This window comes from Aeromicrobium endophyticum (assembly GCF_003586285.1).
Lineage (GTDB): Bacteria > Actinomycetota > Actinomycetes > Propionibacteriales > Nocardioidaceae > Aeromicrobium > Aeromicrobium endophyticum.
Genome location: NZ_QUBR01000002.1, coordinates 893,311 through 913,949, shown reverse-complemented (window position 1 = coordinate 913,949; position 20,639 = coordinate 893,311). Strand labels below are relative to the sequence as shown.

The window sequence follows — 20,639 nt, the reverse complement described above, 5'->3', positions numbered from 1 at the left end:
CTTAGGGGATCGCCTGTCGAGCGACCTACTTGATGACGTAGATCGTGATGAAGAGGCCGACCCACACGATGTCGACGAAGTGCCAGTAGTACGACACGACGATCGCCGAGATGGCCTGCTCGTGGGTGAAGCGGCGGGCCGCGAAGGTGCGGCCGATCACGAGCAGGAAGGCCAGCAGGCCGCCGATGACGTGGATGCCGTGGAACCCGGTGGCGAGGTAGAACAGGCTGCCGTAGGGCGAGCTGGGGATCGTGATGCCCTCGCGCACGAGCTCGGCGTACTCGGTGGCCTGACCACCGATGAAGACCGCGCCCATGAGGTAGGTCAGCACGAACCACTCGCGCATGCCCCACAGCTTGAACTGGTAGATCTTGCCGGAGCGACCGGCCTTGCCGCGCTCGGCGGCGAACACGCCGAACTGGCAGGTCAGCGACGACAGCACCAGGATCGTGGTGTTGGCGGTGGCGAAGGGGACGTTGAGCACCTCCGTCTCCTGCGCCCACAGACCCGGCGAGATGTTGCGGATCGTGAAGTACGCAGCGAACAGTCCGGCGAAGAACATGAGCTCGCTCGAGAGCCAGACGATGGTCCCGACCGTCACCATCGAGGGACGGCCTTCCTGGCCGTGCAGGCGGGAGGCGGGAATCACGGAGGTAGTCGTCACCCGATCATTATGTACGATCGACTCGTGAGCGCAGACAAGCCCCTACGTGTCCTGGTCTACAGCGACGATCGAGACGTCCGATCCGCTGTCGTCTCAGCGCTCGGGGCCCGTCCGCACCCCGATCTTCCGCCCTTCGAGTACGTCGAGTGCGCCACCGAGCCGGTGGTCTTCCAGCACCTCGACGACGGTGGCATCGACCTGGTCGTCCTCGACGGGGAGGCCGTTCCCGTCGGCGGGTTGGGCATCGCTCGGCAGGTCAAGGACGAGATCTTCCAGGCACCGCCGGTGCTGGTGCTGACCGGTCGTCCGCAGGACGCGTGGCTCGCCACCTGGTCGCGTGCCGAGGCCGCCGTCTCGCACCCCATCGAGCCCATCCGGCTCGCCGAGGCCGTCATCGCGCTCGCGCGCGGCGTCCTGCAGCCCGGCTGAGGGCCGGCATGCCACACACGTGGCCCGACGTGCTGACCGCACTCGTGGCCGGGCACGACCTCGACGCGTCCACCACCGGGTGGGCCATGGACCAGATCCTCGCGGGCGAGGCTACCGATTCGCAGATCGCCGGCTTCGCCGTGGCCCTGCACGCCAAGGGCGTCACGGCCGACGAGCTGGGCGGGCTGGCCGACGCGATGCTGGCCCGCGCTACCCGGCTCGACATCCCGGGCCGCCTGGTCGACATCGTGGGCACGGGCGGCGATCGCTCCATGACGGTCAACATCTCGTCGATGTCGGCGGTGGTCGCCGCGGGCGCCGGGGTGGGCGTCGTCAAGCACGGCAACCGGGCCGCCTCCAGCTCGAGCGGCACCGCCGACGTGTTCGAGGTGCTCGGCATCCGGCTCGACGTGCCGGCAGCCCGCATCCCCGAGGTGTTCGCCCGCAGCGGCATCACGTTCTGCTTCGCGCCGGTGTTCCATCCCTCGTTCCGGCACACGGCCGTCCCACGCCGCGAGCTCGGCATCGCCACGCCGTTCAACTTCCTCGGTCCGTTGACCAACCCGGCTCAGCCCGCGGCGTCGGCGATCGGCTGCGCCGACGTGCGCATGGCCCCGCTGATGGCCGGGGTGCTTGCGGCACGTGGCCGGGACGCCTTCGTGTTCCGCGGCGAGGACGGGCTCGACGAGATCACGATCACCACCAGCACACGCGTGTGGGAGGTGGCCGGGGGTCAGGTCGTCGAGAGCGTGCTCGACCCGACCGACCTGGGCTTCGAGCTGGCCCCGCCCGAGAGCCTCGTCGGGGCCGATCCGGCGTTCAACGCCGACGTGTTCCGGCGGGTCGTCGGGGGAGAGGTCTCACCGGTGCGCGACGCGGTGCTGCTCAACGCGGGCGCGGCGATCGCCGCCCACGAGGCCGGCAGCGGCACCCTGGTCGAGCGGCTGTCGGCCGGTGTCGAGCGCGCCCGTGCGTCGATCGACTCGGGCGCGGCGCAGCGGACGTTGGCCCAGTGGGCCGCGGCCACGCAGGACCTCGCCGGCTGACCCTGCCCCTAGGTGGGTCATAGGCCGATGCTGAACGCGTCCTCGAGGTCGTGCTGGCTGTGCGCGCGGTAGGCGATCTGCGTCTGCGTCGAGACGATGCCCTCGACCTTGTTGAGCTGGTCGGCGACCACCGCTGCGACGTCGTCGATCTGTCGCACCCGCACCATCGCGACCAGGTCGAGCTCGCCGGTGACGGAGTAGACCTCGCTGACGCCGTCGATCGCGGCGATGCGCTCGGCGATGTCGGACAGCCGTGCGACCTCGGCCTGGATGAAGACGATGGCGGTGATCATGAGCAGAGCCTACCGACGCCGGGGCACCCGGTGCTCAGCCCGGACGCTGCAGGTCGTGCCACGCCGAGGTGGCCTGCTCGAACGGGAGCAGGTGCCGGGCGGCGCTCTCGAGCGGGGCGTGCCACGCGCCTCGGACCATGCGCAGACCCGGCGTGTCGAGCCAGCGCAGCAGGGTCTCGGTCTCCTCGGCCGTTGCGGCGGGGACGGGACCGAACCCGCCGACCACGGTCTCGGCCGTAGCGAGCAGGGCGTCGACCCAGCCGGTCGGGTGGACGCCGCGCGGCAGGACGCCGGCCGCGGCCAGCCGGCCGAAGCGGATGACGTGGACCTCGTACCCGTTCGGGTGCGGAGCGGCCGCCACGAGCTCGTCGACCGCCGTGAGCTCGCGGAGCCGTTGCGTGCGACTGGCCGCACGCAGGAACGCGGCGAGCCGGTCGCGCCGGACCGCGGCGTCCTCGAACCGCTCGGCCCGCGCGAGGTCGAGCATGTGGTGGCGGACCGAGCTGACCAGCGGCGCCGGGTCGCCGGTCATCGCGAGCCGGACGCGCTGCACCTCGCCGGCGTACTCGTCGGCGTCGGCCGAGCCGTCGCACGGCGACAGGCAGTGGCCCATCTCGGCCAGCACGCACGGCGACGAGCGGGACTTCTTGGCGAGCCGGGGCGTGCACTGGCGGATGCGGAAGGTGTCGTGCAGCGCGGTGAGGGCCGCCTCGGCGTCGGGCCGCCGGCGGAAGGGGCCGATGTAGTCGGCGTCGTCGTCGAGGATCGCACGGACGATCGACAGACGCGGCCACGGCTCGCGGGTGAGCTTGAGCCAGCTCATCCGCTCGGGGAACCGGGACCGCCGGTTGTACGGCGGACGGTGGTGGCCGATGAGCCGCAGCTCGCGCACGTGGGCCTCGAGGGCCGTCGCGCAGACGATGCCCTCGACGCGCTGCGCCAGCATGACCATCTCGCCCATGCGGGTGCGGGTCTCGGCCTTGGTGAAGTACGAGCGCGTACGGGTGCGCAGGTTGCGCGAGGTACCGACGTACAGGATCGCGTCGTTGGCGTCGCGGAACAGGTAGACGCCCGGCGCCTCGGGCAGGTGCTCGACGAGGTGCCGCTTGCGTCGCTGCTCGGGCTTGACCTTGGACGTGTAGGTCGACACCTCTTCGAGGGTCGTCACCCCCAGCGGGCCGAGACGTTCGAACAGGGCGTGCATCACGTCGACGGTGGCCCGGGCGTCGGACAGGGCGCGGTGGTTGGGCGACGTCGACGCCGAGAAGGCCGCCGCGAGGGTCGACAGCTTGCAGTTGGGCACCTCTTCGCGGCTGAGCACGCGTCGGGCCAGCACCGCGGTGTCGAGCGTCTCGAAGCCGGGCCAGGGGATGCCCAGCTCGCGGCTGAAGTGCTTGAGGAAGCCGACGTCGAACGGTGCGTTGTGCGCGACGAGCACGCTGCCCCGCGCGAACTCGAGGAAGCTCGGCAGCACCTCGGCGACGCGGGGGGCGTGCACGACCATCTGGTCGGTGATGCCGGTCAGCACCGTGATGTAGGCCGGGATGGACTCGTCGGGGTTGACGAGGGTCTGGAACTCGCCGAGCACCTCGCCGCCGCGGACCTTGACCGCTCCGACCTCGGTGATCTTGGAGCCCTTGGCGGCCGAACCGCCGGTGGTCTCGAGGTCGACCACGCAGAACGTGACGTCGGCCAGGTGGCGCCCCAGCTCGTCGAAGGATGCTTGCACTGCTCTCACGCCCCAGACGCTAGGCGGAGCCACCGACAGAGCGGCCGACCGGATGCCGCGCGTCGTCACCGCGCGTTTTTGTCCGGACCGGCTCCTAGCGTCGTGGATGTCCCCGAGATACCGGGGGTCTTCCCCACACCAGGAGCATCCCCATGAACAGCACCGGAGGTCACAGCATGACCGAGAACGAGTCCCACCCCACCGACTCGGTGGTCGTCGACTGCGATCGCTGCCTCGTCCGCAGCCCGAGTGCGTGCGGCGACTGCGTCGTCACCTTCCTGCTGGGCGCCCCGCCCGCCGGCATCGAGATCGACGCCGACGAGATGGCCGCGCTGGGGGTGCTGTCCGACGCCGGGCTCACGCCGCCACTGCGCCTGGTCACCCCGGTCGCGGGACCCGAGACCCAGGCGGTCTGAGGCATCTCGAACATCGGCCGACATGGCGTCGAGCAAGTTGAACTGACCCATGGGTGCACCTACAGTGGGATTTCGTGCGTCCGTTGATCGCCGACCTCCCAGGCCGGTGTCGGACGCACCGTCGAGTCGCCGCAGCCATGGGGAAGATGTCTGAGGCGAACCGGGGAACCACGCAAGTGGGGTGAATCGTGCTGTGCCTGCCTCCGGGCGGTGCCGTGCGTAGGGCAATCCGAGGTCCGAACCCGTCAGCTCACCCGGTAGACGTCGAGGATGTAGGAGAGCTACGTGCGCATGGCCCACCGCGTGACACAGCACGGTTCGACACAGCACGACCAGCATCGTCGCCGACCGGCCAGGCGCCGCGGCCTGGCGCTCGTCGCGTCCCTCGCGCTCGCCGGGGGGTTGCTGGCCGTTCCGTCCGCGCAGGCCGAGCCCAAGGTCACCGTCAAGGACGTCGAGGCCGCGTTCAGCCGCGTCGAGGCGGCCAACGAGCAGGTCAACCAGCTGGGCGAGCAGGTCAAGCAGACCCAGGCCGAGATCGACGACCTCTCGGCCGACATCGCCAGCGGCATGGCGGTCTACACGGCGCAGCGCGACGAGCTCAGCGGAGCCATCGTCCAGCAGCAGCTCGACGCCCCGCTGGGGCCGACCGCCAACCTGCTGAGCAGCGACGACCCCGACCAGTTCCTCGCCGGCCTGGGAGCCGTCCGCGCGCTCAACAACACGCGCGCCGATGCGCTCGAGCAGTTCGGCCGCACCAGCAAGGAGCTCAAGAACCGTCGAGCGCAGCTGCAGGACCGCAAAAAGGCGCTGACGGCCGCCACCAAGGACGCCGATGCCAAGCGTGCCGCGATCCGCAGCGACTACGAGGCCGCCAAGGCCGAGCTCGCCCGCCTGACGGCCGCCGAGCAGGCCGCGTTCAACACCAGCAACACCGACATCGACTTCGAGGTCGACGCGGGTGGCCGCGCCAAGACGGCGCTGGCCTTCGCGATGGCCCAGATCGGCGATCCGTACGTGTACGGCGGAACGGGTCCCGACCGCTGGGACTGCTCGGGCCTGGTCATGAAGTCGTGGGCTGCCGCCGGGGTCTCGATCCCGCGCGTCGTCGGTCCGCAGATCGCGGCCGGCAAGCCCGTCCCGATGGACCAGCTGCAGCCCGGCGACATCGTGGCCTACGGCGACATGTCGCACGACGGCCTCTACCTGGGCAACGGTCGCGTCGTCCACGCCCCGCGTCCGGGCAAGAGCGTCGAGATCACCGGACTGAGTGGCTTCACCCGCGCGGCGCGGGTTGGCTGAGCGATCACGGAGGCTGTCGCCCAACGTGGCGGCGGCCGTCGTCCTGGCCGTGCTGGCGGCGGCGCTGCTCGCGTGGCAGCAGCCATGGCGTGATGACGCCAGCGACGGCCCGGCGACCGCGGTCATCCCGCGTGACGCGTCGACCCGCTTGACGTCCCAGCTGCGCGCGCTCTCCGACGCGACCTCCGAGCAGCAGTTCGTCGCGGCGGCCGGCGACCTGCCCGCCGGTCGCGACTTCGGCCGCCGCACGTGGCGGTCGCTGCGTGCCGTGGCCCAGCCGGGCGCCACGTTCCGCTACGTCAGCGGGGGCGAGGTGGCCGACCGGGCCGACGGATCGGCGACGGCGACCGTCGACGTGTCGTGGCGGGCCACGGCGCGGTCGGGTCTCGACCCCGAGGTGACCCGCACGTCCACGGTGCGGCTGCGGGTGGCACCGGCCGCCGACGGCGACCTGTCCCTCGTCGGCGCCGCGCCGGCCGACGGAGGCGTCCCGCTGTGGCTGCTGGGTGCCGTGACGGTCGACGTGGAGCCGGGACGCGCCGTCATCCGGGTCGGCGGGGGAGACGCCGCCGTGCCGATCGACGAGATGGTCACCTCGGCCCGTGCCGCCGTCGAGCGCACCGTGCGCGGTGTCGGCGGAGACCTCACGATCGTCTCGCCGCACAGCCAGGCCCAGATGGCCGCGCTGCTGGGTCAGGACGAGGCGGCCGTGGCCCAGGTCGCGGCCGTCACGACCGGCATCGACGGCGACGAGACCGCGACCGACCCGGTCGTCGTGCTGAATCCCGCGGTGTTCGCCACGATGGACCGGCGTGCAGCCCAGGTCGTGCTGACCCACGAGGCGACGCACGTGCTGACGTCGGCCGTCGGCACGACGGCCGTCAACTGGGTCGTCGAGGGCTTCGCCGACTACGTCGCGCTGCGGGACGACACCGCTCCGCTGTCGGTCAGCGCCGGGCAGATCCTCGCCGAGGTGCGGGCCGGCCGTGTGCCACGTGCCCTGCCGACCGACGCCGACTTCGGGTCGACCCAGCACGGCCTCGGCGCGGTGTACGAGTCGACGTGGATGGTCTTCCGCATGCTCGGCGAGCAGCATCCGCCGACCGACGTCGTCGCGTTCTACCGTGACGTCCTCGGCGGCGAGCCGGTCGACCGCGCCCTGCGGGCGAGGTTCGGGCTGTCGGTCGCCGAGCTGACGTCCGACTGGCAGGCCTACCTGACGAAGAGCGCCTCGACGGTGTCGTGATAGTCGCGCAGCACCGCGTTGCGCTTGACCTTGAACGACGGCGTCAGGTAGCCGTTCTCCTCGGTCCAGTCCTCGGGCAGGATCTCGAACTTGCGGATCGACTCGGCCTGCGAGACCTGTGAGTTGGCGTCGTCGACGGCCTTCTGCACCTCGGCCAGCAGCTCGGGATCGTCGAGGCGGCCCGTCCAGGCCTCCTCGTCGATCGTGACGAGTGCCGCGACGAACGGCTTGCCGTCGCCCACGACGAGGCACTGGCTCACCAGGGGGTGCGCCCGCACGCGGTCCTCGAGCACGGCCGGCGCGACGTTCTTGCCGCCGGCGGTGACGATGATCTCCTTCTTGCGCCCGGTGATGCGCACGAAGCCGTCGTCGTCGACCTCGCCCAGGTCGCCCGTGGCGAACCACCCGTCGGCGTCGACGGCCTCGGCCGTGGCCTCGTCGTTGTGCCAGTAGCCGCCGAAGACCTGGTCGCCGCGGAAGCTCAGCTCGCCGTCGTCGCCGACGCGTACCTCGGTGCCGGGCAGCGGACGTCCGACGGTGCCGATGCGCTGGTCGTCAGGGGTGTTGACGCACAGGGCGGCGGTCGTCTCGGTCAGCCCGTAGCCCTCGAGGACCGTCACGCCGATGCCCCGGTAGAAGTGGGCGAGCCGGTCACCGAGCGGCGCGCCGCCGGAGATGGCCCACTGCGCCTCGCCGCCCAGCGCGTCGCGCAGCTTGCCGTAGACGAGCCGGTCGAACAGTGCGTGGCGGGCGCGCAGCGCCAGGCCGGGACGGCCGTCGTCGAGCGCGCGGCTGTAGCCGATCGCGGTCTGCACGGCGCGGTCGAAGATCTTGCCCTTGCCGTCGGCGTACGCCTTGCCGCTGGCCGAGTTGAACACCTTCTCGAACACGCGCGGGACGGCCAGGACGAAGGTCGGGTGGAAGGTGCCGAGGTGCGTCACGAGGTCCTTGACGTCGGCGGTGTGCCCCAGCCGGGCGCCCGACCGGATCGCACCGACCTGGATGACGCGCGCGAAGACGTGGGCGAGCGGCAGGAAGAGCAGCGTCGACGCGCCCTCGGCGGTGAACAGGTCGGTGAGCTGCTCGGTGGCCGCTTCGAGCTCGTAGCGGAAGTTGCCGTGCGTCAGGCAGCATCCCTTGGGGCGCCCGGTGGTGCCGGACGTGTAGATCAGCGTCGCGAGCGTGTCGCTGGTGAGTGCGGAGCGACGCTTCTCGAGGTCGTCGTCGGTGACGCCGGCGCCGGCCGACCTGAGGTCGTCGAGGTCGCCGGTGTCGATCGTCCAGACGTGCTCGAGAACGGGAGCCTCGGCGCGGGCCTGCTCGATCTTCGACAGGTGCCCGTCGTTCTCGACGATCGCGGCGACGGCTCCGGAGTCGGACAGGATCCAGGCGATCTGCGCCGCGGACGACGTCTCGTAGATCGGCACGGTCACCGCGCCGGTCCACCAGATCGCGTAGTCGGCGACGGTCCACTCGTACCGCGTCTTCGACAGCAGCACGACGCGGTCGCCGGGGGCGACACCGGCGCCCACCAGGCCCTTGGCCACGGCGACGACGTCACGGTGGAACTCCGCGAGCGTCACGTCGACCCAGGTGTCGCCCTCGGAGCGCGCCAGGGCGATGTCGTCGCCGTGGGCGGGAAGGCGGTCGAGGATGTCGTCGCTGAGGTTGCCCAACGAGGGCGTCGAAGGCTCGGTCACGTACGGAACGCTACTCGCACGCGGCGGGCGACGCGGGGGAGCCCACGGGCTGCGAGGCTCGCCGAGCCACTAGCATGGGGGCTCACACTGGAGCGGCACGAGGAGGGGTGATGGCGCGGACCACCAGCGACATCGTCATCGATGCATCGGCTGACGAGATCATGGACGTCATCGCCGACTTCGCCTCCTACCCGACCTGGGCCACGGGCATGAAGACCGCCGACGTCGTGTCGGCCGCACCCGACGGCCGGGCCGAGCGCGTGCACTTCGTGCTCGACGCCACCCCGATCCGCGACGAGTACGACCTCGGCTACGTCTGGGACGGCGACCGCACGGTCTCGTGGAGCCTGGTCGAGCCCGGGTCGATGCTCAAGTCGATGGACGGTGCCTACATCCTCGAGCCGGCCGGGCAGGGGCAGACGCGCGTCACGTACCAGCTGGCCGTCGACGTCTCGATCCCTTTGCTGGGCATGCTCAAGCGCAAGGCCGAGAAGGTCATCATCGACACCGCTCTCAAGGGGTTGAAGAAGCAGGTCGAGGCCCGGTGAGCGGGCCGGACCCGGCCGCCCCGCGGGTCGACGACCCGTCCCACGACGCCGAGCCCGTGGGCTCCGTGGCGCAGGAGGCTTTCAAGCTGTTCCGCGCCGTGACGTCGCAGGCCGACGCCGGCAGTCAACCCGCCGGCGACCACACCACCGGCGACCAGGCCTCTCATGACCACACGTGCTCGACCTCGTGGTGCCCCGTGTGCCAGGTCGTCGGCTTCGTGCGCGACAACCCCGACGCCATCGCGTCGGTGACGCGGTCGGCCACCGACCTGGCGCGCTCCCTGCGCGACCTCGTCGAGACCGCCCTCACTCCCGAGGAGAAGAAGTGACCCTGGCCATCGGCGTCGACATCGGCGGCACCAAGATCGCGGCCGGACTGGTGTCCGAGGCCGGCGACATCCTCGACTCGGTCGCCGAGCCCACCCCGGCCGACGCGACCAAGATCCCGGCCGTCGTCGCCGATCTGGTCGAGCGCCTCACCGGCGACGAGAAGGCCTCCGGCATCGGCATCGGTGCGGCGGGCTTCGTGGGCGAGGACCGCTCGACCGTGCGGTTCGCCCCCAACATCGACTGGCGCGAGGAGCCTCTGGGCGAGCACGTCGCCGCCCTCGTCGACCTGCCCGTGGTGGTCGAGAACGACGCCAACGCCGCGGCGTGGGGCGAGTTCCGGTTCGGTGCCGGCGAGGACACCGACGACCTGTTGCTCATCACGGTCGGCACGGGCATCGGCGGCGGCATCGTGCACCGCGGCCAGCTGTTCCGCGGCGGCTTCGGCGTCGCGGCCGAGATCGGGCACATGCGCATCGTCCCCGACGGCATCCTGTGCGGCTGCGGGCAGCGTGGCTGCTACGAGCAGTACGGCAGCGGCAGCGCCTTGGTCCGCGACGCCCGCGAGCGTGTCACCAACGGCGACCCGGGCTCCGAGGCCATCGCGGCCCTCGGCGGCGGCGACCTGAGCCGCATCACGGGCCCGGCCGTCACGAAGCTCGCGCAGGAGGGCGATCCCATGGCGGTCGACCTGCTCGCCGACCTCGGTCGCTGGATCGGCGAGGGAGCCGCGGTGCTGGCCACGATCCTCGACCCCAGCGTCATCGCGATCGGCGGTGGCGTCGGCGCTGCCGGCGACCTGCTCATGACGCACCTGGTCGAGGCCTTCGAGACGCATCTCCCGGCCCGGGCCCACCGTCCACAGGCAGCGCTTCGTCTTGCGGCCTTGGGCAACGAGGCGGGCATCATCGGGGCCGCCGACCTCGCTCGCACCGAACCGGCGACGTCAACACCTACCACCGCGACGAGGGGGGCCTGATGGCCGACAAGCTGGCCGTGGGCATCGACATCGGCGGCACCAAGATCGCTGCCGGCGTCGTCGACGAGGACGGTCACGTCCTGGCCCGCCTGAAGCGTGAGACGCCGACGACCGAGCCCCTCGAGGTGATCGACGCGATCGCGTCGATCACCGAGGAGTTCCGTCGCGAGCACCACATCCGAGCCATCGGCGTGGGTGCGGCGGGCTTCGTCGACGCGACGCAGTCGACCGTGCTGTTCGCTCCCCACCTGGCGTGGCGCCACGAGCCGCTGCGCGACTCGGTGGCTCGCCGCACGGGCCTGCCCGTCCTGGTCGACAACGACGCCAACGCCGCCGGCTGGGCCGAGTGGCGCTTCGGTGCCGCGCAGAACGAGGCCGATCTCGTGCTGATCACGCTCGGCACCGGCATCGGCGGCGCCATCGTCATCGACGGCCAGCCCTACCGCGGCCAGTTCGGCATCGCCGGGGAGTTCGGCCACATGCAGGTCGTCCCCAACGGCAACCAGTGCGAGTGCGGCAACCAGGGCTGCTGGGAGCAGTACGCCAGCGGCCGGGTGCTGACCCGGCGCGCCCGCGCCGCAGCGACCGACGGCACCGAGCTCGGCAAGCTCATGCTGGCCGATGCCGGCGGCACCGTCGAGCGGATAGAGGGACACCTGGTCACGGCGCACGCGAGAGCGGGCAACGCCGAGGCCGTCGAGTGGATCGCCGACGTCGGCGACTGGCTCGGCGTGGGCATCGCCAACCTGGCCGCCGCGCTCGATCCGGGCATGTTCGTGATCGGCGGCGGCGTGAGCGATGCCGATCAGCTGCTCATCGGCCCGGCACGCGCGGCGTTCTCACGCACGCTGACGGGGCGCGGCTACCGCGCCGAGGCCAGGATCGTGCGGGCGCACCTCGGTCCGGAGGCCGGGCTGATCGGCGCGGCCGACATGGCTCGCATCACAGCACGGCGCCGTCGTCCGGCCAGTCCCGGCGCGAGGGCCCGTGTTCGGGCAGCTGCAAGAACAGGTAGATCGCCGAAGCCACGAAGATGAGCGCGGCCCCCGCCACGACCGCCCGGTCGAGGAGGACGTGGGCCACGGTCGCGAGCACGAGCGCCAAGGGGGCGCCGATGACGCCGGCCCAGGCCAGCACGATGTCGCGGCGACGTGGCAGGAGCGGTGCGGCGTCGACCTGACGGTAGAAGGCCTCGTCCTCGCCGGGCGAGTCGTCGACGGGCGCGGGAGCAGGTGCAGGAGCCGGCTCGGGCTCGGGCAGCGGCTCGTCGATGAACGACAGGTCGAGGTCGAGCCCCTCGACGATGCGGTCGAAGTCGTCGCGCTCACTCATGCGCGGTCTCGAGGTGCTCGGCCACGAAGGCGTCGGTGCGGGTGAAGACGAGCTCGGCGTCGTGGTCGAGCGTCGCGACGTGGAAGCTGTCGTGCAGCGTGACGAGCTCGGCGACCTGCGACGAGACGCCGTCGAGGATGATCGCCTGCGACGAGTCGTCGACCACGTGGTCGTCGGTCGAGCGGAACATCAGCAGGGGCTGCGTGACCTGTGACAGGTGCGCGCGCACGTCCTTCCACATCCTCAGCTGCGAGGCGAGGGCCTTGAGGGGCGTGCGGTCGTAGCCGACCTCGTCCTGACCGGGCTTCTTGATGTCGTTGCCGATGCCGGGCATCGACGGGACGACCCACTGGAGGGCCGGCACGAGCTTGACGTCGAGACGCCGGACGTTGACGGCCGGGTTGACCAGCACCACCGCGTCGACCTCGGACGTGCGCTGCTCGGCCAGTCGCAGCGCCAGGCAGCCACCCATCGAGAGCCCGGCGACCACCACGCGGTCGCACTGGCCGCGCAGCTCGGTGAGGGCGGCATCGAGCTCGCCGTACCAGTCGTCCCATCGGGTGCGGTTCATCTCCTGCCACGTCGTGCCGTGTCCCGGGAGCCGGGGGACCCGCACGGTGTGGCCCAGCCCGGCGAGGTGCCGGGCCCACGGCGTCATCGACGCGGGGGAGCCCGTGAAGCCGTGGCTCAGCAGGAATCCGGTGCGACCACCGGCTGCCGCGAACGGCTCCGCACCGGGCCTGAGTGCAGAGGTCATGCCTCCATCATCCACCACCCCGGGCACACCACCCATCGACACTCAGGAGGTGCCGGCCGCGGCGCGCCGGATCCTGCGCAGGAGGACGCCGACGGAGTAGTGTCCTGTCCGTGTTCTATTGGTTCTTGAAGTTCCTCGCGCTGGGTCCGTTGCTCAAGCTGATCTTCAGACCATGGGCCGAGGGCACCGAGAACGTCCCTCGGGAGGGCGCGGTCATCCTGGCCAGCAACCACCTCTCGTACAGCGACTGGCTGTTCATGCCGCTGGTCATCCCGCGGCGGGTCACGTTCGTCGCCAAGGCCGAGTACTTCGAGGGCGTGGGCATCAAGGGCTGGCTCCAGAAGACCTTCTTCTCCGGCGCCGGTCAGGTGCCGATCGACCGCACGAGCGGCTCGGCGGCCGCCGGGGCGATCTCGACGCAGCTGCGGCTGCTCGCCGACGGCGAGGTGTGCGGCATCTACCCCGAGGGCACGCGCTCGCACGACGGCAAGCTCTACCGGGGCCGCACCGGTGTGGCCCGGCTGGCTCTCGAGGCCGGTGTGCCGGTCATCCCGCTGGCGGTCATCGGAACCAACGTCGTGGCTCCTCCGGGCAAGATCTTCGGCTCGTACGCGCGTCCGGGCGTCCGGTTCGGCAAGCCGCTCGACTTCAGCCGCTACGAGGGCATGCAGGACGACCGCTACATCCTGCGCGCCATCACCGACGAGATCATGTACGAGATCATGCGCCTGTCCGACCAGGAGTACGTCGACCTCTACGCGCAGGACGCCAAGAAGCGCGACCAGGCTCGCGAGAAAGAGGCGGCGCAGGCCGCGGCCCGCGAGGAGTCCGACGAGGTCTGGGACGAGATCAAGCCGGTCTGACCGAGCGAGCGTCAGACCGCGCCAGCGGAGCGCGAGCCTCCGCGGTCGGGCGAGGTCACGACCCATCCCGCTCGCCAGGGAGCGCAGCGACCGTGAGGGCGGAGCCCGAGGCGGACCGCCCGGTCAGGCTTGCGGGGGTCCCCCTCGCTTCGCTCACGGTCGGCCGCAAGCGTCCTTCCTGGAGGACGGAGGCGAGGTCGGCCTCGCCGCGGGCGCGAGCGGGCTAGTGTCGTAGGTCACACGACACTCAGGAGGGTCGATGCGCGTCGGCATGCTCACCGGGGGTGGCGACTGCCCCGGACTCAACGCTGTCATCCGTGCGGCCGTCCGCAAGGGAGTCCAGCAGTACGGGCACGAGTTCATCGGGTTCCGCGACGGTTGGCGTGGACCCCTCGAGGACGACACCGTCACGCTCGGCGTCGACGAGGTGCGCGGCATCCTGCCCCGGGGTGGCACGATCCTCGGCTCGTCGCGCACCAACCCGTTCGCGATCGACGACGGCGTGCAGCGCATCAAGGACAACCTCGAGAAGCACGGGTGTGACGCGCTCATCGCGATCGGGGGAGAGGACACCCTCGGCGTCGCGACCCAGCTCGCCGACCTCGGTGTCAGGGTCGTGGGGGTCCCCAAGACGATCGACAACGACCTGTCGGGCACCGACTTCACCTTCGGCTTCGACACGGCGGTCAACATCGCGACCGAGGCCATCGACCGGCTGCACACGACCGCCGAGTCGCACCACCGGGTGCTCGTCGTCGAGGTGATGGGACGTCATGCCGGGTGGATCGCGCTGCACAGCGGTCTGGCCGGAGGGGCCAACATCATCCTGATCCCCGAGCGCCCGTTCGACATCGACCGGGTGTGCGCCCAGGTCGAGAGCCGGTTCGCGACGCACTACGCGCCGATCATCGTGGTGTCCGAGGGCGCCGTTCCGGCCGAGGGCGGCGACATGTCGCTGGTCAGCGGCGAGAAGGACGCCTTCGGCCACGTGCGGCTCGGGGGCATCGGCGACCGGCTGGCGTCCGAGATCGAGCACCGCACCGGCAAGGAGGCGCGCGCCGTCGTGCTGGGCCACGTGCAGCGCGGCGGGTCGCCCACGGCCTTCGACCGCTGGCTCGCCACGAGGTTCGGCCTGCACGCGATCACCGCGGTGCACGAGGGTGCCTTCGGCACGATGATGGCGCTGCGCGGCACCGAGATCGCGCGGGTGCCGCTGTCGGAGGGCACCGAGACGCTCAAGACCGTCCGCCACGACCTCTACGAAGAAGCCGAGGTGTTCTTCGGTTGAGGCCGAGCGAGCTCTGCGAGCGAGCGCCGAAGCCGGGTTGAGCGTGACGCGGCGGAGCCGCCCGTCGACGAAACCTCGCACGAGATCAGGCACGGGCGGTTTCGAGGCTCGGCCGCGGGCGGCCTCGCACCTCAACCGGCGTGGGATGCCCTCCCACCACGAGCGGCGTAGCCTCACCGCATGCCTTCCTCCCGTCCTGTCGAGAATGTGTGGGACTACCCGCGTCCGCCGTCGATCGAGCCGAGCGACGAGCACCTGGTCGTCGTGCTCGGCGGTGTCACGATCGCCGACACCACGACGTCGTACCGGATCTGCGAGACCAGCCACCCGCCGACGTACTACCTGCCGATGTCGGCGTTCGCCGACGGCGTGCTGCGTCCGATCGACGGCTCGACGTGGTGCGAGTGGAAGGGGGCCGCCTCGTACTTCGACGTCGCCACCCCTGAGCGCACGATCGCCGCCGGCGCGTGGACGTACGAGACGCCCAACGACGGCTACCGCGACCTCGTCGGCCACGTCGCGATCTACCCCGGCAAGGTCGACGCCTGCTCGATCGACGGCGAGACCGTGCAGGCGCAGGAGGGCGACTTCTACGGCGGCTGGATCACGTCACGCGTCACCGGCCCCTTCAAGGGTGCTCCCGGCACGCTCGGTTGGTGAGCGGCGGGCCGACGGTGTCCGAGGTCGTCGCTACCGTCGACGCATGACCTCCACCCACCACACGATCGACTACGTCGAGCTGGGCGCACACGACCTCGCGGCGTCACAGAGGTTCTACGAGCAGGCGTTCGGTTGGCGCTTCACGGCCTACGGGCCGTCGCACGCAGGCATCCAGTCGTCCGACGGCGAGGGTGAGGTCGGCGGCATCGACGCCACGGCGTCGCCGAGAGCCGGGGGGCCGCTGGTGCTCCTCTACTCCGACGACCTCGACGCGTCCGCGGCGTCGATCATCGAGGCCGGTGGAACCATCGTCCGCGAGGCGTACTCCTTCCCCGGTGGCCGTCGTCTCCACTTCGCCGATCCGGGCGGCAACGAGCTCGGGGTCTGGTCGTCGACCTGACGGTCTCGTCAGCCGTCGCGGTGGTCGGCGTCCGGTCGAGCCCAGGTATTCTTCTGCGGTGAGCATTCCCAGCCTTGACGAACTCCATGCGATCGGCGCTGCCCAGCAGCCCACGTATGTCGACCAGTCCGCCCGCGACGCCGCGGTGCAGACGCTGCGGAAGATGCCGCCCCTGGTGTTTGCGGGCGAGTGCGACGCGCTGCGCGACCGTCTGGCCGACGTCGCGCGCGGCAAGGCCTTCCTGCTGCAGGGCGGCGACTGCGCCGAGACCTTCGAGGGCGTCACCGCCGAGAACGTCCGCAACAAGCTGCGCGTCCTGCTCTCGATGGCCGTCGTGCTGACCTACGCGGCCAGCGTCCCCGTGGTCAAGGTCGGCCGGCTCGCCGGGCAGTACGCCAAGCCGCGCTCGAGCGACACCGAGACCCGCGACGGCGTCACCCTGCCCGCCTACCGCGGCGACGCCGTCAACGGCTTCGACTTCACCCCCGAGTCGCGCGCGCACGACCCGCAGCGCCTCGTCGACGTCTACAACGCGTCGGCCGCCACGCTCAACCTCGCTCGCGCCTTCACGACCGGCGGCTACGCCGACCTGCGCCAGATGCACGCGTGGAACACCGACTTCGTCAAGAGCAGCCCCGTGGGCGAGCGCTACGAGCGCATCGGCACCGAGATCGATCGCGCGCTGGCCTTCATGGACGCGATCGGCGTCGACCCCGACGAGCTCCACACCGTCGACTTCTTCTCGTCCCACGAGGCGCTCATCCTCGAGTACGAGCACGCCCTCACGCGCATCGACTCGCGCACCGAGCAGCCGTACGACGTCTCGAGCCACTTCGTCTGGATCGGCGAGCGCACGCGTCAGCTCGACGGTGCGCACGTCGAGCTGCTGAGCCGCATCGCCAACCCCATCGGCGTCAAGCTCGGCCCCACGACGACGGCCGACGACGCGATCGCGCTCTACGAGAAGCTCAACCCCGACCGGACGCCCGGCAAGGTCAGCTTCATCACCCGCTTCGGCGCCGGCAAGATCCGCGACGGCCTGCCCAACCTGGTCGAGAAGGTCACCGCTGCCGGCATCGAGGTCGCCTGGATCTGCGACCCCATGCACGGCAACACGTTCGAGACGTCGAACGGCTACAAGACCCGTGAGTTCGACGACGTCATCGACGAGGTCCGCGGCTTCTTCGAGGTGCACCGCTCGCTGGGCACGTGGCCGGGCGGCGTCCACGTCGAGCTCACGGGCGACGACGTCACCGAGTGCGTCGGCGGCGGGGCCAAGCTCTCGGCCGAAGACTTGACCCACCGGTACGAGACGCTCTGCGACCCGCGCCTCAACCGTGCGCAGTCGCTCGAGCTGGCCTTCCTCGTCGCCGAGATGCTCGCCGGACGCTGACCGGCCCGGGGCGTGGCCCGCGCCCCGACGGGGTGCGGGCCACACCCCGTCAGAGCGGCGAGATGGTGACGGTCGCGTTGCGCTTGGCCGGCGTGCCCGCGTCGGGCGACTGGCGCTGGATGATGTAGTTGCCCGCCCCCGGGAACGAGAACGCGCGCACGTCGAAGCCGGCTGCCTCGAGCGCGGACCGGCCGTCGGACTTCTTCATGCCGATCACCGACGGGATCGGGGTGAACTCGGGACCCTTGGAGACCGACAGCGTGATCGTGTCGTTCTTGAATCCCTGGCCGCCCTCGGGCGCCTGCGAGATGACGGCACCCGGGGCGACGGTGTCGCTGAACGCCTCGCTGGCGTCGACCTTGAAGCCGGCCGACTCGAGGCCCTTGCGGGCATCGGCCAGGGGCTGACCCACGTAGCTCGCGATGTCGATGGGACGGCGTCCGAGGCTGACGCGCACGTCGACCGAGTCGCCGCGCTTGAGCGGGTCGGCGGACGTGATCGTGTCGGCCTTGATGATCAGGCCCTCGGCGATCGACTCGCTGTAGCTCTTCTTCTGCTCGCCGAGCTTGAGGTCCTGGGCGTCGAGCGCAGCGGTGGCCGCCTCGATCGTCATGCCCTTGAGGTTGCCCTCGGGGATGAACACGCGGTCGGGGCCCTTGGAGACCACCGCATCGATCGTGCCGCCGGGCAGGATCTTGTCGCCTGGCTCGGGGCTGGTGCTGATGATGGTGCCGGCCAGGACGGTCTCGGAGAACTTGCGATCGGTGACCTTGAACGTGAAGCCGGCCTTCTCGGCGTTCTGCTGGGCGACCGTCTCGGCGTTGTTGACCAGGAAGGGCGTCTCGTCGTAGCGCAGGTCGGTGACGTACCAGGTGAGCAGGCCTGCCAGGAGGGCCACGACGACGGCGGCGATCAGCAGGTTGCGCCCGCGCCGCGAGTGCCGCGGCGGCGCGGCCTGGCCGTACTGCTCGCGTGACATCGGCGGGTGCAGCCCGGCAGGCTTGGCCGCTCCCTCGATGGGCATCGGCGGGGGAGGCGGACCGCCGGCACTCCACTGCACGGTGGCCTCGGGCCCCGCCGCGGTCGCGGTGGTGACCGCGGACGCCGAGGCCGTGGCCGCGACGGTGGGGGCGAGCGCCTCGCGGGGGACGGCAAGGGTGGGCGCGTCGGCATCGACCCGGGCACCGGGCAGCAGGTCGCGGACGAGCTCGGGGTCGTCGTCGAGACCGGCGGCGAGGGCACGCTGGACCGAGCGAACCTGCTGCAGCAGCACGCGCGCGTCGGTGGAGCGCTGGTCGCGGTCGCGCACCGTCGCCCGCGCCACTAGGGCGTCGACGTACGGCGGGATGCCGCGCTGGACGGCCGAGGGACGGCCGATGTCCTCGTGGACGTGCTTGTAGGCGACCTGGATGGGCGACTCGCCGGCGTGCGGCTTGAACCCGGTGAGCATCTCGTAGAGCATCGCGCCGCACGCGTAGACGTCGGACCGGGCGTCGACGCCGTCGTTGGTGACGATCTCGGGCGCCAGGTACGACACGGTGCCGATCAGGGTGCCGCCGGTGGCGGTGGTCGCTGCGCTGACGGCGCGCGCCAGGCCGAAGTCGGCGACCTTGACCTCTCCGTCGGGCGTGATGAGCACGTTCTCGGGCTTGACGTCGCGGTGGATGATGCGCGCGGCGTGCGCCGCAGACAGGGCGATGAGCACCTGCTCGAGCAGCTCGAGCGCGCGGTAGGGAGGCATCGGCGCTTCGTCACGCATCAGGTCGCGCAGGGTGTTGCCGGGGACGTACTCCATGACGAGGTAGGTGACCTCGCCATCAGTGCCCTGGTCGAAGACCGACACGACGTTGCGGTGGTTGAGCTTGGCGGCCGATTTGGCCTCGCGCACGAACCGCTGCGTGAACTGTTGGTCGTCGCCGAGGCCCCGGTGCATGACCTTGATCGCGACCTCGCGGTCGAGGCGCTGGTCGGTGGCCTTGAACACGCTGGCCATGCCGCCGCGGGCGATGCGCTCGCCCATGAGGTAGCGCTCGTTGAGGATGGTGCCGACGAGGGCGTCGTCGCCTGTGATCGCCACTTGCCCTCCTCGTCGCACAGCGGACCCCGGCGGTCCTGAACGCATTCTAGTGACTCTGCCACATGGGTCCGTGACCAGCACCGATGCGTGTTGCGCGCCGCTGTGATCTCTCCCGCACGGGCGCTGCTGCCCTCAGCGAGCGCGGCGGGTCGCCTTCAGCGCCAGGGGATGGAGCACCTCGTGGGCCCGGCCGCCCAGCCGGTCGATCGCCGCGTCGGATGCCGCTTCGAGTCGCGAGATGTCGGCCTCGACCGCGTCCAGGGCACCGCTGCTGCGGATGAGGTCGGCGAGCGCCGCGACGCCGTCGACGGTGCCCAGGGCGTCGGCCAGCAGCGTCCGGCCGGCGGCGTCGGTGAGCTCGTGGGTGCGCGCGACCAGCACGGTGCGCTTGCCCTCGCGCAGGTCGTCGCCGGCGGGCTTGCCGGTCACCTCGGGATCGCCGAAGACGCCCAGCACGTCGTCGCGCAGCTGGAAGGCCTCGCCGAGCGGCAGGGCCACCTGCGAGAGCCCGGCGACGAGGTCCTCGTCGGCGCCGGCCAGGGCTGCACCGATGTGCAGGGGACGCTCGACGGTGTACTTGGCCGACTTGAAGCGGACGACCCGCATGGCCTCGTCGACCGACAGGGTGGGGCGGGTCTGCCCGACGACGTCGAGGAACTGGCCCGCGACGACCTCGGTCTTGCACAGGTCGAGGTACGTGAGCGCCCGCGGCACGGTGGGCAGGGTGCTGGCGCGGAACATCTCGTCGCACCACGACAGCATCAGGTCGCCCAGCAGCACGGCCACGGACTCGCCGAATCCCTCGGGGTCGCCGACCCGGGCGTCGTGCCGGTGACGTGACTCGAACTCGCGGTGCACGGCGGGGCGTCCGCGGCGCGTGTTGGACCCGTCCATCAGGTCGTCGTGCACGAGGGCGCTGCCCTGCAGCCACTCGAGCGAGGCAGCGGGCGGGACGATGCCGGGCTCGTCGGGATCGCCTCCGGCCACGAGCCACCCGGCGAAGCAGAACTGCGGCCGCAGCCGCTTGCCCCCCTCGACGAAGGCGGCCGCGGCGTCGGCGAGCTCGTCGAGATCGGGGCCCATGCCGGCGAAGAGCGAGCGCTGGCGCTCGACGAACCGTGCGAGCAGGTGATCGACCTGGGTGCTGAACACTGCATCAACCGCGTCGGTGGCCACGTCCTGAACGGTAC

22 protein-coding genes and 1 riboswitch are annotated in these 20,639 nt (G+C 71.1%); of the genes, 14 read left to right on the top strand and 8 right to left on the bottom strand.

What is annotated here, in order from left to right:
* Positions 1–25: 25 nt before the first annotated feature.
* Positions 26–664 (bottom strand): aa3-type cytochrome oxidase subunit III, encoded by a 639-nt coding sequence (gene ctaE, locus DX116_RS14970; RefSeq protein WP_456047850.1) that lies wholly within the window; start codon positions 662–664, stop codon positions 26–28.
* 24 nt (positions 665–688) lie between these two features.
* On the opposite strand from ctaE, the gene DX116_RS14965 reads away from it, so the two are divergent.
* The gene (locus tag DX116_RS14965; protein ID WP_119705666.1) at positions 689–1,093 is read left to right on the top strand and encodes an Rv3143 family two-component system response regulator; all 405 of its coding nucleotides are present in this window, start codon (positions 689–691) and stop codon (positions 1,091–1,093) included.
* An 8-nt stretch (positions 1,094–1,101) separates the two neighbouring features.
* Positions 1,102–2,139, top strand: a complete 1,038-nt coding sequence (gene trpD / locus DX116_RS14960) for an anthranilate phosphoribosyltransferase (RefSeq protein WP_119705028.1) — start codon at positions 1,102–1,104, stop codon at positions 2,137–2,139.
* A 17-nt stretch (positions 2,140–2,156) separates the two neighbouring features.
* Here trpD and DX116_RS14955 read toward each other — a convergent pair whose 3' ends face one another.
* Both DX116_RS14955 and DX116_RS14950 read right to left on the bottom strand, forming a co-directional pair.
* Positions 2,157–2,432 (bottom strand): Lrp/AsnC family transcriptional regulator, encoded by a 276-nt coding sequence (locus tag DX116_RS14955; protein ID WP_119705027.1) that lies wholly within the window; start codon positions 2,430–2,432, stop codon positions 2,157–2,159.
* Between the two features lie 34 nt (positions 2,433–2,466).
* On the bottom strand, positions 2,467–4,170 hold the full coding sequence (locus tag DX116_RS14950) for a DEDD exonuclease domain-containing protein (protein ID WP_119705665.1): 1,704 nt from the start codon (positions 4,168–4,170) through the stop codon (positions 2,467–2,469).
* 143 nt (positions 4,171–4,313) lie between these two features.
* On the opposite strand from DX116_RS14950, the gene DX116_RS14945 reads away from it, so the two are divergent.
* The 3 genes from DX116_RS14945 to DX116_RS14935 all read left to right on the top strand — a co-directional run bounded on the left by DX116_RS14945 (position 4,314) and on the right by DX116_RS14935 (position 7,125).
* The gene (locus DX116_RS14945; protein WP_119705026.1) at positions 4,314–4,577 is read left to right on the top strand and encodes a hypothetical protein; all 264 of its coding nucleotides are present in this window, start codon (positions 4,314–4,316) and stop codon (positions 4,575–4,577) included.
* 137 nt (positions 4,578–4,714) lie between these two features.
* Positions 4,715–4,855: riboswitch (cyclic di-AMP (ydaO/yuaA leader) on the top strand.
* A 13-nt stretch (positions 4,856–4,868) separates the two neighbouring features.
* On the top strand, positions 4,869–5,879 hold the full coding sequence (locus DX116_RS14940; RefSeq protein WP_119705025.1) for a C40 family peptidase: 1,011 nt from the start codon (positions 4,869–4,871) through the stop codon (positions 5,877–5,879).
* A 25-nt stretch (positions 5,880–5,904) separates the two neighbouring features.
* A complete protein-coding gene (locus tag DX116_RS14935; RefSeq protein ID WP_119705024.1) occupies positions 5,905–7,125 on the top strand; it encodes a hypothetical protein in 1,221 nt (406 codons plus the stop codon).
* On the opposite strand, the gene DX116_RS14930 is transcribed toward DX116_RS14935, so the two are convergent.
* Positions 7,092–8,825 carry an AMP-dependent synthetase/ligase gene (locus DX116_RS14930; protein ID WP_119705023.1) on the bottom strand — a complete coding sequence of 578 codons (1,734 nt, stop codon included), beginning with the start codon at positions 8,823–8,825 and terminating at the stop codon, positions 7,092–7,094. The genes DX116_RS14935 and DX116_RS14930 overlap by 34 nt on opposite strands.
* Positions 8,826–8,935: 110 nt before the next feature.
* Between DX116_RS14930 and DX116_RS14925 the strand changes: the two genes are divergently transcribed.
* From DX116_RS14925 to DX116_RS14910, 4 genes are read left to right on the top strand one after another with little or no spacing between them, the layout of a single operon-like run.
* The gene (locus DX116_RS14925) at positions 8,936–9,373 is read left to right on the top strand and encodes an SRPBCC family protein (protein WP_199716089.1); all 438 of its coding nucleotides are present in this window, start codon (positions 8,936–8,938) and stop codon (positions 9,371–9,373) included.
* Positions 9,370–9,702 carry a hypothetical protein gene (locus DX116_RS14920; protein ID WP_119705021.1) on the top strand — a complete coding sequence of 111 codons (333 nt, stop codon included), beginning with the start codon at positions 9,370–9,372 and terminating at the stop codon, positions 9,700–9,702. The genes DX116_RS14925 and DX116_RS14920 overlap by 4 nt, the downstream gene beginning before the upstream one ends.
* On the top strand, positions 9,699–10,679 hold the full coding sequence (locus DX116_RS14915; protein WP_119705020.1) for an ROK family glucokinase: 981 nt from the start codon (positions 9,699–9,701) through the stop codon (positions 10,677–10,679). The genes DX116_RS14920 and DX116_RS14915 overlap by 4 nt, the downstream gene beginning before the upstream one ends.
* Entirely contained in the window at positions 10,679–11,716 is a 1,038-nt protein-coding gene (locus DX116_RS14910; RefSeq protein WP_119705019.1) for an ROK family glucokinase, read from the top strand. Before DX116_RS14915 ends, DX116_RS14910 begins: the two co-directional genes overlap by 1 nt.
* Here the strand turns inward: DX116_RS14910 and DX116_RS14905 are convergent.
* Together DX116_RS14905 and DX116_RS14900 are read right to left on the bottom strand one after the other, a co-directional pair.
* A complete protein-coding gene (locus DX116_RS14905) occupies positions 11,622–12,011 on the bottom strand; it encodes a hypothetical protein (RefSeq protein ID WP_119705018.1) in 390 nt (129 codons plus the stop codon). The two genes, DX116_RS14910 and DX116_RS14905, sit on opposite strands and share 95 nt — an antisense overlap.
* Positions 12,004–12,768, bottom strand: a complete 765-nt coding sequence (locus DX116_RS14900) for an alpha/beta hydrolase (RefSeq protein ID WP_119705017.1) — start codon at positions 12,766–12,768, stop codon at positions 12,004–12,006. The genes DX116_RS14905 and DX116_RS14900 overlap by 8 nt, the downstream gene beginning before the upstream one ends.
* Before the next feature lie 110 nt (positions 12,769–12,878).
* Between DX116_RS14900 and DX116_RS14895 the strand changes: the two genes are divergently transcribed.
* From DX116_RS14895 to DX116_RS14875, 5 genes are all read left to right on the top strand, one after another.
* Positions 12,879–13,631 carry a lysophospholipid acyltransferase family protein gene (locus DX116_RS14895; RefSeq protein WP_119705016.1) on the top strand — a complete coding sequence of 251 codons (753 nt, stop codon included), beginning with the start codon at positions 12,879–12,881 and terminating at the stop codon, positions 13,629–13,631.
* A gap of 259 nt (positions 13,632–13,890) precedes the next feature.
* Positions 13,891–14,919: a 6-phosphofructokinase gene (locus DX116_RS14890; protein ID WP_119705015.1), complete on the top strand. Its 1,029-nt coding sequence runs from the start codon at positions 13,891–13,893 to the stop codon at positions 14,917–14,919.
* Positions 14,920–15,099: 180 nt separating this feature from the next.
* Complete coding sequence (locus DX116_RS14885) at positions 15,100–15,579, top strand: DUF427 domain-containing protein (protein ID WP_119705014.1); 480 nt, start codon at positions 15,100–15,102, stop codon at positions 15,577–15,579.
* Positions 15,580–15,622: 43 nt separating this feature from the next.
* Positions 15,623–15,979: a VOC family protein gene (locus tag DX116_RS14880; protein WP_119705013.1), complete on the top strand. Its 357-nt coding sequence runs from the start codon at positions 15,623–15,625 to the stop codon at positions 15,977–15,979.
* Positions 15,980–16,037: 58 nt separating this feature from the next.
* The gene (locus DX116_RS14875; protein ID WP_119705012.1) at positions 16,038–17,372 is read left to right on the top strand and encodes a class II 3-deoxy-7-phosphoheptulonate synthase; all 1,335 of its coding nucleotides are present in this window, start codon (positions 16,038–16,040) and stop codon (positions 17,370–17,372) included.
* Between the two features lie 49 nt (positions 17,373–17,421).
* Here the strand turns inward: DX116_RS14875 and pknB are convergent, their stop codons facing one another.
* Complete coding sequence (gene pknB / locus DX116_RS14870) at positions 17,422–19,449, bottom strand: Stk1 family PASTA domain-containing Ser/Thr kinase (protein WP_158592007.1); 2,028 nt, start codon at positions 19,447–19,449, stop codon at positions 17,422–17,424.
* Positions 19,450–19,581: 132 nt separating this feature from the next.
* Entirely contained in the window at positions 19,582–20,625 is a 1,044-nt protein-coding gene (locus DX116_RS14865) for a polyprenyl synthetase family protein (RefSeq protein WP_233556807.1), read from the bottom strand.
* Positions 20,626–20,639 lie beyond the last annotated feature (14 nt).

Bases quoted from the DNA above. Each gene is read 5' to 3' on its own strand.
- trpD (WP_119705028.1), top strand. From the start codon at position 1,102: ATGCCACACACGTGGCCCGACGTGCTGACCGCACTCGTGGCCGGGCAC.
- DX116_RS14955 (WP_119705027.1), bottom strand. From the start codon at position 2,432: ATGATCACCGCCATCGTCTTCATCCAGGCCGAGGTCGCACGGCTGTCC.
- DX116_RS14945 (WP_119705026.1), top strand. From the start codon at position 4,314: ATGAACAGCACCGGAGGTCACAGCATGACCGAGAACGAGTCCCACCCC.
- DX116_RS14940 (WP_119705025.1), top strand. From the start codon at position 4,869: ATGGCCCACCGCGTGACACAGCACGGTTCGACACAGCACGACCAGCAT.
- DX116_RS14925 (WP_199716089.1), top strand. From the start codon at position 8,936: ATGGCGCGGACCACCAGCGACATCGTCATCGATGCATCGGCTGACGAG.
- DX116_RS14910 (WP_119705019.1), top strand. From the start codon at position 10,679: ATGGCCGACAAGCTGGCCGTGGGCATCGACATCGGCGGCACCAAGATC.
- DX116_RS14905 (WP_119705018.1), bottom strand. From the start codon at position 12,011: ATGAGTGAGCGCGACGACTTCGACCGCATCGTCGAGGGGCTCGACCTC.
- DX116_RS14900 (WP_119705017.1), bottom strand. From the start codon at position 12,768: ATGACCTCTGCACTCAGGCCCGGTGCGGAGCCGTTCGCGGCAGCCGGT.
- DX116_RS14890 (WP_119705015.1), top strand. From the start codon at position 13,891: ATGCGCGTCGGCATGCTCACCGGGGGTGGCGACTGCCCCGGACTCAAC.
- DX116_RS14885 (WP_119705014.1), top strand. From the start codon at position 15,100: ATGCCTTCCTCCCGTCCTGTCGAGAATGTGTGGGACTACCCGCGTCCG.
- DX116_RS14880 (WP_119705013.1), top strand. From the start codon at position 15,623: ATGACCTCCACCCACCACACGATCGACTACGTCGAGCTGGGCGCACAC.